We start from the raw sequence: 13,722 nt of genomic DNA on the forward strand, positions 1-13,722 counted from the left end.
GGTAGCCAAGCGGCCCCTGCTCAGACCAGATCAAGCTGTTCGGCATTGATTTGGCGTACGGTAATCAGCGCACGCTGGCCAATCGCTACCTTAGCATTTGGGAAAATAATCGCTTCCCCAGGCTCATTCGCATGAATGTCACTGTCACCGTCGCGCGCAAGTAACTCACCGGCTTCAAACCATGTAAAATTAGCCACGTCATCAGCAAAACATAGCTCAAAGTGCTGCTGTGTACGGTTGATACTGCGCTGCACCTGATAAATATGGTGCTGCTTGGCGTCAAACTCACCTAACTGTAGCTCATCACCAGCAATTAAGCGGGCCAAGGTGTCGCGACAAGCCGCAAAGTTCTGTTGCGGGTTTTGCCCAAACGGACGCACTTTACCCAGCTCTACGGTGAATGCGTCCGCATCGAATTGGCGTACACTAAAGTAAGAAAATGTGGTGGTTGGCCCTTCATGGAGCAACACGGTATCGACGCCCATCGCCGCTAATAGTTGCAGCTGACGCTTTTTATACGGCTTACCATGAGTGAACGGGTAGACCGCAAATTTTTCATGGGCGGAATCACGTATCGCTGTGTGCATGTCGTAATGTAAGCGTTGCCGTGGACCACTGGGGGCTTCAGCAAAAAAACGTGCGACATAGCTTTCAATCGCTTTAGCCCGCACGCGCTCTTGATTGATTAAGCCCTCGCCCTCACTGTGGGCGCCGCTGAATAAGCGGTTCATATTCTCATCCACAAAGCGCTTACCGATATTGATTGCTGCGGGGTTGGCGATAATAAACAACACCCGATGACGGGGCACGAGCTTGCCGCTGCGTATGGCTTCTATCAATTCATCACAAATTTCAATCGGTGCAGTTTCGTCGCCATGCACCGCGCAGCTTAATACGATGTCCAGTGGGCCTGGGTTGGGTGGCGTGAATACCACAATACCGCTGTCCCAAACCTGCATCGTGATGCTGTCAATGGTTTGGCTAAACAGTATGGATTCGTCGCTCTCGATGCCCCACTCATGATCACGAGTGAAGGCAAGAAAATTCTGTTGTGGCTGTAACACGGTTGTCGACCTTTCAATTTAAATGAGTGATAACGGCTACTAATTCGCCTTAACTTTGTCTGCTGCACTGCCCGCCTTGGTATCTTCTAAGCGCGTGCTAATATGGCGCAGCTGGGCTTGACGCTCATCCTCTGGCATCGGGCCAGGTTCAAAGCCCTTGGTAGCGAGTAATGCACGTAAAACACGCGAACGATATTCACGGCGATATAAAATATACACCACCACGGCGCTGGCAATAATAAAGAACCATGGGCTGGCAAACCAACATAAATAGGCCAAAGCAAAGTAGTATGCGCGTAAACCGTAGTTATATTCATGGCCTGCTTGGTCCAATACCTTAGCGGTATTGCGCGCATAACGGTCGCGGGTTTCTTCACTCACCGTCGAGCGGCTCATGGATGGTGCCATGCCTAATAACACTGATACAAAGCCAAATTGGCGAATCGACCAGGTGAATTTGAAAAACGCAAACACCAGAATCACTGCCATACCGGCGAGTTTAAGCAAGATTAAATTCGCACTTTGCTCAACGGTGAATGGCAGTTGATCGATGACGCGTACAAAGGCTTCGTTGGATGCTAAAACGGTTAACACACCCGCGAGTACAAGGATCGTCGAAGACGCGAAAAATGTGACGTTGCGCTCGACATTACCCACCAGCGCTGCATCGGCAATATGGTTGTCCTTGTGGGTGACTGCGTACATCCAATCTACGCGTAGCGAGCGCAGAATACTTGATAAACAATGGGTTTGACGGGCTTTGCGACGGGCAAATAGTGAATAGCCCACCCATAAGCTGAGAAACCACAATAAGGCAATCACATCGAATAGCGGGAGAATATGCATAGCGGCTTCCTTATGCGGTTAATTATGCCATCGCATCATAGACCTAAGTAAAGCGCGCATCAAGGCAGATGAGTCTGTCAGCACACCAGCCAAAGCAAACTAACTAGTTGCTTTGGCTGGCTTTTAATAGTGCTTATGTCGAACTTACGGGTTCGTGGGTGTTATTTGTCTTCGGGCGGAAGATATTCTTTATATCTTCCAGCACGATATATAAGCACGGGATTAGTAATAAAGTGATGACAGTCGCAAACAAAATACCGAACGCGAGTGAAATGGCCATCGGTATCACCAGTTGCGCCTGCATACTGCGCTCAAGCACGATAGGCAATAACCCTGCAAAGGTGGTCAGTGAGGTCAGCACGATAGCCCGGAAACGCGCACAGCCTGCATCGACCACGGCTTGACGCATGTTCTGTCCTTCCTGACGCGACTGGTTAACGTAATCAACCAAGATTAAGCTGTCGTTCACCACTACACCGGCCAATGCGATAATACCGAATAACGATAAAATACTAACTGGCATGCCGAGGACTAAATGCCCCACCACTGCACCGATAATACCAAATGGAATCACCGACATAATAATCAGCGGTTGGCTGTATGACTTCAGTGGTATCGCAATAAGCGCGTAAATACCGAACATTGCAAAGATAAAACCCACTGCGAGTGCGCCCAATGCGTCTTGTTCTTCCTGACTGGCACCCTCTAAGCCCAAGCGCACATTCGGGTGACGCTCTAAAATGCTCGGAATGTGCTCGGCACGCAAATCACGAATAATTGCAAAGGGTTCAACATTGTCTTTATCAACCCGCGCACGCACATTCACTGCTCGCACGCCATTGACGCGGCCAATGGTGCTGTAACCTTCTGCTTCGACGGCCTCAGCCACCACGTTAAAGGGGACTTCACGGCCATCTGCGGTGCGGATACGCATCGCTTCCAGGTTACCAATTGAGCGGCGTTCGCTTAACGGGTAACGCACCATCACGCGCACTTCTTCATCGTCCCGTTGAATACGTTGTGCTTCGGCGCCAAAGAATGCGAACCGCACTTGGGTGGCTAAGTCTTGCAAGGTGATACCCAAAGAATCGGCCGCTGGCAGCAAACGTAGTTGAATTTCTTCTTGCGGGGCGCCAAAGGTGTCCGAAATATCAAACACGCCATCGTAGTCCGCCATCGCGGTCCGTAAATCAAGCGCCGCGGACGCCAATTGGTCTAAATCGCTGCCACTGAGCATAAACTCGATGTCGTAGCCGCCGCCACCACCAATTGAACCTTGGAAGTTCATCGCTTTGACGCCTACCATTTCTGGCACCAGCTCTCGCCACTGATTAACTATCGCAAAACCATCAATTTCGCGCGCTTCCCCTTTTTCCAATTCAACAAAAATGGTGCCGCCGTCAGAGCCACTAATAAATGAGTTCACATGCCGAATCGCATGCTCTTGATAGCGCTCATAATAATTCGCATCCACTTGGTAAATAGCTTCGCGGATTTGATCCAGTGCTGCAATCGTGCGGTCTTCATTGGTGCCCGGCTGCATTTCCAGGTTCATTTGCACAAAGTCACTGGGAATATTCGGGAACATAACCCAACGCACCGCGCCGCTACCAATCAGACCTATCACCAAAATCATCATGGCCACAAAGGCTGCAATCGTGGTGTAACGATACTCAACGCACTTGGTCGCGAACGGGCGATACTTGGTTTCAACAAAACGCTTTAACTGGTTAGAGAAACCATTGCGAAAACGTTGAAAGCGATTTTGCTTACTTTCAGCCGTGCGCGAGAATTTCATTTTGTTGATATGAGCTGGCAGAATCAGCTTTGACTCCACCAGTGAGAAGCCTAAACACAGCACTACGACCCAGGCAATTGACTGCCATATGCCTGCCATGGCGCCGTCAACCATCAGCATCGGCATAAAGGCAACGATTGTGGTTAACACCCCAAAGGTTGCAGGAATCGCAACGCGTTTGACCCCACGTATCACGTTCTCTTCACTCTTACCGTACTGTTCTATTTCTGAGTACGCAGACTCGCCGATAATAATCGCATCATCGACCACTATCCCGAGTACCAGAATAAAGCCAAACAGCGATATCATATTCACCGACACATCAATCGCTGGTATCTGCATCAGCATAAATGCGCCAAGGAAGCACACTGGCAAGCCGACCATAACCCAGAAGGCGAGGCGAATTTGTAAAAACAAACTCAATGCCAGAAATACCAGCAAAATGCCGACATACATATTGTTCAGCATCAGATCTAAGCGACCTTGCAAGTAGTACGAGCTATCCCCCCAGTACGCTACCTGAACGCCGGCTGGTAACTCCGAACCTTTACGCTCGACATAGCGTTTTACTTGTGCCGCAATATCTAAGTCACTTTGGTCACCAACCGACTGCACTCGTACCAAGGTCGATGGCATACCGTCGAATTCAGCAAACCCTCGTCGCTCGATAAAACCATCCTGCACTTGCGCAATATCGCCAAGTAATAAACGGGTACCATCGTCACGACGTAATAACACTATCTGACTGTAATCATCCCCCACGTAACCTTGGTTACGTGCACGTAATAAAATATCGCCATTTGGGGTGCGAATTGAGCCGCCAGGCACATCCAGTGAGGTGCCACGAATCGCGTTCACCACGTCGTTAAAGCTCAGCCCATAACGTTGCAGATCTTGCTCCGACACCTCAACGGCGATTTCATAATCGCGGGCACCCACTACATCGACCTGGCTAATGCCGCCAAAGCTGCGTAAGTCGTCACGCACTTCTTTGGCCAGCTGTTTACGTGCGCGCTCGTCGATGTCGCCGTATATCGACAGCCAAATTACTTGCCGTTGTTGCCGGGTTCGGTACACATTCGGCGGCTCAATTTGCGCTGGGAACGAGGTTATTGAATCCACCCGCATACGCACTTCATCCATGACCTCCTGTACGGTGTAGTCATTTTCAATTTCAATTGAAATGGACGCCAAACCTTCACGCGCCGTACTGCGGATATTCTTGATGCCTTGGGTGTTATCCAGCGCATCTTCGATGCGAATAATGACGCCCTGCTCAACTTCTTGCGGCGCAGCACCGGGAAACGGTACCTGGATGGTAATCATATTGAGTTCAACGGTCGGGAACATTTGCTTGCGAATCGTCAACACTGACATGATACCGCCGATAATAATCAGCGCCATCAGCAAGTTTGCCGCAACCGTATTACGTGTAAACCAAGCAATAATGCCGGTTTGGGGTGATTGAGGAATAGGAGACTGTTGCATCATGAACGCCCTGCCTGACTATCTTCATCCGCTTCCACAGCGCTGTCATCCACACTGGCATCTTCGCTCGCTTCGGTGGCATCGCCCTCAATACGTACCCGCTGGCCTGCAATTGGATTATCCAACTGAGTCAACATCACGCGTTCACCAGCGGCTAAGCCACTTGATATGTAAACGGACTGACGGTCGCGTCGCTCAACAGTGACTTCACGACGCTCCAGCAAGCGTGGGGAATCGTCTGTGATCACCCAAGCATAACCACGTGAATTCACAGCAAACCGAGGCAGTTCGATAAGCCCATCCACCGACACCCCCTGGACCCGCGCTTGCACAAAGCGACCGAAGTTTAACACCCGCTCATGGGTCGGACCGCGACGATTATAGGGGTCTTGAATTTCCACCACTGCATGGGTCACTTGGCTGCCTGCATCAAGCACCCCTTCGGTGCGCACGATGCTGCCTGACCACTGATATTCACGCCCTGAAATTTGTGCATGCAAGGTCACACCTGGGCCAACTTCGTCGTCTTCAACATTGTCCGGCAAGTCGATAAAGGCCAAGTCAAAGTCGGTCAGCGGTAAACGTACCTCAGCGACATTGGTGCTTAAAAGATTAGCGACTACGGTGTTGGTCGTTACATATTGACCTAAGGTCACTTGGCGACTGCGCAATACACCATCAAACGGCGCGCGAATGCGAGTCCGTTCAAGGTTGCGCTCGGCCATCGACAAACGTGCTTCAGAAGATTGCAATTCAGCCAACGCACTAGCCAACTGCGGCTGACGCAAACCCAACGCTGGAATTTCGCCTGCTTCAATCGAACGCCATTCGGATTCTGCCACCCGACCGAGCGCACGCTCCTCTGCAACGCCAGCCTGGGCGCGCGCTAGGTTGGCGAGTGCTTCTTCGCGGGCAACTTCATAGTCAGACGGGTCAATTTGCAAGAGCACTTCGCCAGCTTGAAAAAAGCCACCATCAACGAAACGGTCCGACACATGAACCACCTGCCCGCTCACTTCGCTGACTAAACTAGAGTCATACTTAGGCCGCGCTGTACCTTGGGAATCAACCATAAACTGTTGGGCTTGAGGCTGTACCATTTGGTACTCGACTAAAACCGCCAAACGTTCGGGAGTACCGCGCTGTGGGGCTGGACGCATGCTAAATAAAATGACAGCGATAATAACCGCCACCAACAGAATGATAATCGGGAGAAAAATTCGTTTCTTTGCAGCCATAACCATATACTATTGCGGAATATTGGAAGTATTATGGATGAGGGGTTAAGGGCTGTCAGTAGGTAACTCGTAACCATTTGTAAATCAAATTAGGATAAGTGTAACGAACTGTGTCAAAGGTACACCACGTATACGAACCCGCATTAATGCTGACTGGCGGTGGCGCCCGTGCTGCATACCAAGTAGGCGTGTTGAAAGGCGTTGCCAGCCTTGTTCCCCGCGCGCACCCTCTTCCTTTTCGAATTCTCGCCGGTACCAGCGCAGGAGCCCTGAATGCAGCCGCCATGGCAGGTTACGCCTCAAACTTTCACCTTGCCGTCAAGAAAGTTGAGCAAGTTTGGGCGAATTTCTCCACCGACCAAGTCTATCGTTGTAGCACTGGAGAAGTATTCGGTCATCTGATCAGCCGCGTTGGGCGCATGTTTCAATCTGAAAGTAGCCACCAGCATGCGGCGAGCTTATTTGATAATCAACCTTTACGTGAATTGATTGAGCGCGTTGTCGACTTTAAGAAGGTTGATCGCCAGATATCTCGAGGCTACCTGCGTGCACTTGCAGTCACCGCGTCTTGCTACAACAACGGTCACTCAATTTCGTTTTTTGAAGGCCACCCGAATTACCATAATTGGAAGCGTGCTAATCGTGAAGGCGTGCGCACCCGCCTAACCAAAGAACATTTAATGGCGTCTGCGGCTATTCCGTTAATTTTCCCAGCGATTGAACTACAACATAAGTATTTTGGCGATGGTGCGATTCACCAAATATCGCCGCTAAGCCCAGCGATTCACTTGGGTGCCAGCAAGATTATGGTGATCGGCGTCGACCAGCCGCATATGGAAGAGCATTTGCAACGCCAGTACACCCCTTCAAGTGCGACCATTGCAGGTCACTTGTTAGATACTATTTTTGCTGACACCTTGAACTCTGACGTTGAGCGTTTACAGCGTATCAATGGCACGATTCGTGAGTTAAATAAGGCAGGGGTTGAGCATCCAGATTTGCGTTTGGTGGATACCTTAATTATCAAACCACAGTTAGATTTTAACGAACTAGCCCACCGCCATTACGAACGCATGCCCAAAGCGGTCAGACGCTTACTTGGCTTAGTCGGGGTCAATCACGACACACCTTCCAGTATTGTTAGCTATTTATTGTTTGAAAAAGAATACTGCCAGGAACTGATGGATATTGGCTATGCCGACGCGCTTAAACGCGAAGACGATATTCACCGCTTTTTGGAGCTTGGTGGCCGCCCTATTGTGTAGCTCACATCACGCGGGATGAGGCCATTGCTGCAATGGCGCACCACGCATGCCAGGTTGGTAATCTAAACGCAGCAGCTGTGCCCAAGTTTGCGCGTCAGGGTGCGCCATATTATAGCCAAAACCTGCAACCCAAAGCAGTTCACCTTTAAAACGCACACATGGCCACCGTTGTCGCCACCACGGCGCGAGCTGACGTTTCTTTAACCACGGCTTTAAGCGCTGGCGGCTGCCATCGGTGCGACGCATAAATTCATCACCGTCCTGCACCAATGACACTGCGAGAAGGTCAGTTGGCAAGGGCATCGGTATTTCGGACTGCCAGGTCGCAACCACGACGCCAATATCATCCGCTAAGATCACTTGACTTGGTTGTGCCTCAGTTGGCCAAGGCAGTGGTGCGGTCACATCAGTGAGTGCGCCAAAGTGCGGCACTAAATACAAATAATTGGCGAAACTACACAGCTGATAATCACTGCAACTGACCTGAGCGCGAGTGTTAGCCAACTGGCTAATCACCTGCTCTAACTGCGCTTGGCTTGGAAGGCGCAAGCGCTGCGGTGCCCAAGTTGGCAATTGCTGGTTTTGCTGGTCAATGAATTGACGAATCAAGGCTCTCTGGCGTGCGCTCGAATAGCTTAGAAAACCCTCAATATGTAAGCGCTGGCCGTCACTACGCGACGCGAGTTCAGCCGCTAACAGTTCGTCTAATAAGTTCTGCTGCTCAGCACATAACGCCGCAGAACGCGCTAAAGTCGTTTCAAACTGCGGCCATCGGGCGGTTAACACGGGCAATACCTGATGACGCAGGAAGTTACGTTCAATGCGGGTGTCGGTGTTGGTATCGTCTTCTATCCATTGTAGTTTGCGTGCTTGCGCATATTGGTATATCTGCGCTTTATTGAGCCCAAGTAACGGCCGCACCAGCAAGCGCTGATCGGTAAAGGGGGCAATGGGCGCCATCGCTGCAAGCCCTTTCGGACCGGCCCCACGTTTTAGCTGCAGTAAGAAGGTCTCACTTTGGTCACTTAAATGATGGCCAAGCAAGATCACGGCTCGTGGGTCGGTCAGTTGTGCCATCCGACTGTAACGCGCCTCACGCCCCAGCGCCTCTTTGCTTGCACGCCCTTGCTTGGGAACGTCTAAGGGCTCAACGATATGCGCGATACCGTGCTGAATGCATTGCTGGCGTAAAAATTCAGCCCACTTTGGCGAATGCGGATGAAAATAATGGTCGAGGTGAATGGCCAGGTAATGATGCTGCGGGTGCTCCTCGCGATAGCGCAAGGTTAAATCGAGTACGCTTTGGGAGTCTGCGCCACCGCCCAGCGCCACCACGATCGACAACGGCCCCTGCTGTACCGAGTGGTGAGCCACCACTTTAGCAAGGGCCCTGCAATAGTGCTGATAAAACGTATCGCTAATCGACTTAACAGTAGCCAAAATTCATTAATTTCTCGTATCGGCGATCCAGCAAGGTATCGGTGTCTAAGCCTTGCAGACTTTGTAAGTCTTTAAGCAATTGTGCTTTCAAGTTCTTTGCCATGCCTTCATGACTACGGTGCGCGCCGCCAAGTGGCTCTTCAATAATGGTATCAATTAAGCCCAATTCGTGGGATCGCTGAGCCGTTACACCCATGGCGTCGGCAGCTAATTCAGCTTTGCTCGCGCTTTTCCATAAAATCGAAGCACAGCCTTCCGGTGAAATGACCGAATAGGTGCTGTATTGCAGCATGTTAACGCGATCGCCCACACCAATTGCCAATGCGCCGCCAGAACCACCTTCACCAATCACGGTACAAATCGTTGGCACCTTCAAGCGCGCCATCACTTTCAAATTGCGTGCAATCGCTTCACTTTGCCCACGCTCTTCAGCGCCCACGCCTGGGTATGCGCCAGGGGTATCAATAAAGGTTAGGATCGGTAGCTTGAAGCGCTCGGCCATTTCCATTAAACGCAATGCTTTACGGTAACCTTCAGGCTTTGGCATACCAAAATTGCGGCGAACTTTTTCTTTGGTTTCACGGCCTTTTTGATGACCAATGACCATCACTGGCTGCCCATCAATACGCGCCATCCCGCCAATAATAGCTTTGTCGTCGGCAAAAGCGCGGTCGCCTGCCAGCTCTTCAAAGTCGGTAAATACATGCTGAATGTAATCCAGCGTGTAAGGTCGTTGCGGATGACGGGCTAACTGAGCAACCTGCCAAGACGACAAATCAGCAAAAATCTTGCCGATCAGTTCAGAGCGCTTCTTCTGTAACTGCTTCACCTCTTTTTCAAGGTCGATATTAAAATCACCTTTAGCGCTGACACTTTTAAGCTCGTCAATTTGCGCTTCCAGCTCAGCGATAGGTTGTTCAAAATCCAGAAAATTCAAGCTCATTCGAGTATTCCAACATTCGGTTAAAAGACCAGTGCCACCTGACTGGTACCTAAGGTATCCCACAATTCGTACAATAAGGCATCAGTTGGTTCGACATACCAACTCGCGCTGGGCTTCAGCGCCACACTAATATCATCTAGCTGACATTTTAGCAGCACCGGGCAGAGCCCGCCGCTAGCTTGTTGCAAGGCTTGTTCGACCCGCAGTATCACGGCTTGGTCGAGCGCTGCGACGTCAAGGTCTATGTGTAACCCTTTAACGTATTGTGCCCGTGCTTGCTCTATTGTCATCACTTCATAAGCGGTCATTGTATTGCCGCCACTGAAGTTATCAAATCGGACTTCTCCTTTTACCCACAAAATAGTGTCTTTTTGCAGCAAGTCCTCGTACTTTTCGAACTCTTGTGTATATAAGCGTACATCCATTCGAGTGCTTTTGTCATCTAAAGTCACGATAGCCCAGCGCTGGCCCTTTTTATTGACCATGGGTCGAATGTCGAGCACCAAACCTGCTGCACTGACGTACTGACCTCGAGGGGTTTCATTCAAATCATTTAAACGTCCGCTGGCATAGCGCTTAAGCTCTTTACGGTAGCGATTTATTGGGTGTCCGGTCAGGTATAAACCTAAAGTTTCACGCTCGTAGTCTAACCATACGGGCTCGGGCCACGGCGACACCTGCACAAATTCGGCCTCTATCGCCGCAGGTTCTACCGTTAACACACCAAATAAGTCAGCTTGGCCCATCGCTTCGTCTTTGGCGGCTTGGTCCGCTTGTTTCATCGCTTTTTCTAAGCTGGCCATTAAGATAGCACGGGTTGGACCGAGGCTATCCAGCGCGCCGGCTTTAATCAGGCGCTCCATCACCCGTCGATTCAATTTTTTCAAATCGACGCGACGGCAAAAATCGAATAAATCGCTGAATGCGCCTTCAGCACTACGCGCCGCAATAATCGATTCTATCGGCCCCTCGCCGACGCCCTTAATTGCTCCAATGCCATATACAATGCGCGACTGCTCATCGACGCTAAACTTGTATTCACCGGCATTCACGTCAGGCGGCAGAATGGTCAGCCCCATGCGCTCGCACTCATCCACCAAAGTGACAATTTTATCGGTGTTGTCCATATCCGCCGACATCACCGCCGCCATAAACTCGCTGGGGAAATGCACCTTCATCCACAAAGTTTGGTATGAGACTAACGCATACGCAGCAGAGTGCGACTTGTTAAAGCCATATCCAGCGAATTTCTCTACCAGATCGAAGATTTTAATTGCAAGATCTGGGTCAATCCCGTTTTTCGCAGCGCCATCTTGAAATACTTCACGCTGCTTGGCCATTTCTTCGGGCTTCTTTTTACCCATCGCACGGCGTAATAAGTCAGCGCCACCGAGGCTATAACCTGCCAAGACCTGAGCGATCTGCATCACCTGCTCTTGGTATAAAATAACCCCGTAAGTCGGCTCAAGAATCGGCTGCAATGACTCATGCTGGTATTGGGCATCGGGATAAGAAATGGCTTCACGCCCGTGCTTGCGGTCAATGAAGTTATCCACCATGCCCGATTGTAATGGGCCCGGTCTGAAAAGAGCGACCAATGCGATAATGTCCTCGAAACTATCCGGCAATAGGCGTTTGATCAGCTCCTTCATACCGCGGGATTCAAGCTGAAATACTGCGGTAGTTTCCGCCTTTTTCAGTGAGGTAAAGCAAGCTTTGTCATCCAGTGGAATCGCGGCAATATCAATGATTGGTTTGCCCGCCTTTTGCAATCGCGGGTTTACCATGTCCAGCGCCCATTGAATAATGGTCAGGGTGCGTAAACCAAGGAAGTCGAATTTGACCAGACCTGCGGTTTCAACGTCATTCTTATCGAACTGAGTGACTGGGAAATTACCCTCTTCGTCGCAGTAAATTGGTGCAAAATCAGTGATGGTAGTTGGCGATATGACTACTCCACCCGCATGCTTACCCGCGTTACGTGTGACCCCTTCAAGGCGCCGCGCCATGTTGATCACTTCTTTGACATCTTCGTCTTCTTGGTACAGCTGTTCAAGTCTTGGCTCTTCCTCGAACGCCTTCGCCAATGTCATCCCCGGCGTGCCCGGAATGAGCTTAGAAATGCGGTCGACGAATCCATACGGATGACTCAAGACTCGCCCTACGTCACGCACTGCGGCCTTGGCCGCCATGGTACCGAAGGTGATAATCTGGGATACAGCGTCGCGGCCATATAACTCTGCGACGTGGTCGATCACCTCATCGCGACGGTCCATACAGAAGTCGACATCGAAGTCTGGCATCGATACCCGTTCCGGGTTTAAGAAGCGTTCGAAGAGTAGGTCGAACTCGAGTGGGTCTAAGTCGGTGATCTTCAGCGCATAAGCCACCAGCGAGCCTGCCCCTGAGCCCCGCCCCGGACCAACTGGGATATTGTTATCTTTACTCCACTGAATAAACTCCATGACGATCAAGAAGTAACCAGGGAAACCCATGTCATTGATCACTTTAAGCTCAATCGCCAGGCGCTCGTCATATTCAGGACGCTTAGCCGCACGCTCTTCAGGGTCGGGAAATAGAAATTCTAAACGTTCTTCAAGACCCTGCTCGGATACTTTGACCAAGAAGTCGGCAATGGTCATATCACCGGTCGGAAAATCGGGCAGGAAGTACTCATCCAAACGTACCGTGACGTTACAACGCTTGGCTATTTCCACACTATTGGCGAGTGCTTCAGGAATATCAGCAAACAATTCCGCCATCTCTTCGCTGCTGCGCATGTATTGCTGTTCGCTGTATAGCTGCGGTCGGCGCGGATCACCCAAGGTATAACCATCGTGAATTGCAACGCGAATTTCGTGGGCGTCAAAATCGCTGGTTTGGGTAAACACCACTTCATTGGTAGCCACAACAGGCAGCCCATGCTGCGCCGCTAAATCCACGGCTAAATGAATATAATCTTCTTCCTGCGGCCGTCCCGTACGAATTAATTCCAAATAATAGTGATTTGCGAAGTGCTGTTGATAAAACGCCACGCTATTGTGTAAAGCTTTGTGGTTGTTGGTCAGCAAAGCACGCCCGACATCGCCATCGCGCGCGCCTGAAAGGATGATTAAGCCACTATGGCGCTCGCCGAGCCAAGCTTGGTCAATGCAGGGTCGCTGGCATCTGTGCCCACGTAAATAGGCGTCTGAAATCAATCTGGTAAGATTCTGATAGCCCTGATTATCTTTGGCTATCAAGGTTAAGCGAAACGGTTGTTCAGGCCAGTCCTCATTGAGCACCCAAACGTCAGCACCAATCAATGGCTTCATGCCCAGGCTTTCAGACGTTTTGTAGTAACGGACTAAACCGCATAAGTTCATTTGGTCAGTCAATGCCATCGCCGGCATACCAAGTTCCGCAGCGCGCTTGCATAGCGGCACCACTTTTTGCAGGCCATCCAGCATGGAAAAATCGCTATGTACACGCAAATGAATGAAACTTGGTTGATTCGACATTTTAACCCTTTCAATAGTCTATATCGTGTCGCCGCTCAACGCATAAACAGCTAAAGATAGCCGCGCAACGGGGGCAAACATTGTGCCTTAAAGCGGCGCGGATAACCACCGTTTAAGTCTTGATTAACGGTGCGCTTACA

At 50.5% G+C, this 13,722-nt stretch carries 8 protein-coding genes; 1 reads left to right on the forward strand and 7 read right to left on the reverse strand.

What is annotated here, in order from left to right; genetic code table 11:
• Nucleotides 1-20: 20 nt before the first annotated feature.
• From astE to CWE07_RS01545, 4 genes are all read right to left on the reverse strand, one after another.
• Nucleotides 21-1,064 carry a succinylglutamate desuccinylase gene (gene astE / locus CWE07_RS01530; RefSeq protein WP_111568175.1) on the reverse strand — a complete coding sequence of 348 codons (1,044 nt, stop codon included), beginning with the start codon at nt 1,062-1,064 and terminating at the stop codon, nt 21-23.
• Nucleotides 1,065-1,103: 39 nt separating this feature from the next.
• Nucleotides 1,104-1,910, reverse strand: coding sequence for a DUF599 domain-containing protein (locus CWE07_RS01535; protein WP_111568176.1), 807 nt, complete (start codon nt 1,908-1,910; stop codon nt 1,104-1,106).
• 133 nt (nt 1,911-2,043) lie between these two features.
• Complete coding sequence (locus tag CWE07_RS01540; protein WP_241973981.1) at nt 2,044-5,199, reverse strand: efflux RND transporter permease subunit; 3,156 nt, start codon at nt 5,197-5,199, stop codon at nt 2,044-2,046.
• Complete coding sequence (locus CWE07_RS01545; RefSeq protein ID WP_157983194.1) at nt 5,196-6,434, reverse strand: efflux RND transporter periplasmic adaptor subunit; 1,239 nt, start codon at nt 6,432-6,434, stop codon at nt 5,196-5,198. The genes CWE07_RS01540 and CWE07_RS01545 overlap by 4 nt, the downstream gene beginning before the upstream one ends.
• 110 nt (nt 6,435-6,544) lie before the next feature.
• On the opposite strand from CWE07_RS01545, the gene CWE07_RS01550 reads away from it, so the two are divergent.
• A complete protein-coding gene (locus tag CWE07_RS01550) occupies nt 6,545-7,699 on the forward strand; it encodes a patatin-like phospholipase family protein (protein ID WP_338067856.1) in 1,155 nt (384 codons plus the stop codon).
• Between the two features lie 6 nt (nt 7,700-7,705).
• On the opposite strand, the gene tilS is transcribed toward CWE07_RS01550, so the two are convergent.
• Genes tilS through dnaE form a run of 3 tightly spaced genes read right to left on the reverse strand, consistent with a single transcriptional unit; the run spans nt 7,706 to nt 13,582 of the window.
• The gene (tilS, locus tag CWE07_RS01555) at nt 7,706-9,139 is read right to left on the reverse strand and encodes a tRNA lysidine(34) synthetase TilS (protein ID WP_111568179.1); all 1,434 of its coding nucleotides are present in this window, start codon (nt 9,137-9,139) and stop codon (nt 7,706-7,708) included.
• Entirely contained in the window at nt 9,126-10,082 is a 957-nt protein-coding gene (accA, locus tag CWE07_RS01560) for an acetyl-CoA carboxylase carboxyl transferase subunit alpha (protein ID WP_111568180.1), read from the reverse strand. Before accA ends, tilS begins: the two co-directional genes overlap by 14 nt.
• Nucleotides 10,083-10,102: 20 nt before the next feature.
• Complete coding sequence (gene dnaE / locus CWE07_RS01565) at nt 10,103-13,582, reverse strand: DNA polymerase III subunit alpha (RefSeq protein WP_111568181.1); 3,480 nt, start codon at nt 13,580-13,582, stop codon at nt 10,103-10,105.
• Nucleotides 13,583-13,722 lie beyond the last annotated feature (140 nt).

The sequence above is a fragment of the Aliidiomarina maris genome (genome assembly GCF_003987335.1).
Classification (GTDB): domain Bacteria; phylum Pseudomonadota; class Gammaproteobacteria; order Enterobacterales; family Alteromonadaceae; genus Aliidiomarina; species Aliidiomarina maris.

What these genes read in the sequence shown, in the direction of transcription:
- CWE07_RS01535 (WP_111568176.1), bottom strand. Translation starts at nt 1,910, where the DNA reads ATGCATATTCTCCCGCTATTCGATGTGATTGCCTTATTGTGGTTTCTC.
- CWE07_RS01540 (WP_241973981.1), bottom strand. Translation starts at nt 5,199, where the DNA reads ATGATGCAACAGTCTCCTATTCCTCAATCACCCCAAACCGGCATTATT.
- CWE07_RS01545 (WP_157983194.1), bottom strand. Translation starts at nt 6,434, where the DNA reads ATGGCTGCAAAGAAACGAATTTTTCTCCCGATTATCATTCTGTTGGTG.
- accA (WP_111568180.1), bottom strand. Translation starts at nt 10,082, where the DNA reads ATGAGCTTGAATTTTCTGGATTTTGAACAACCTATCGCTGAGCTGGAA.
- dnaE (WP_111568181.1), bottom strand. Translation starts at nt 13,582, where the DNA reads ATGTCGAATCAACCAAGTTTCATTCATTTGCGTGTACATAGCGATTTT.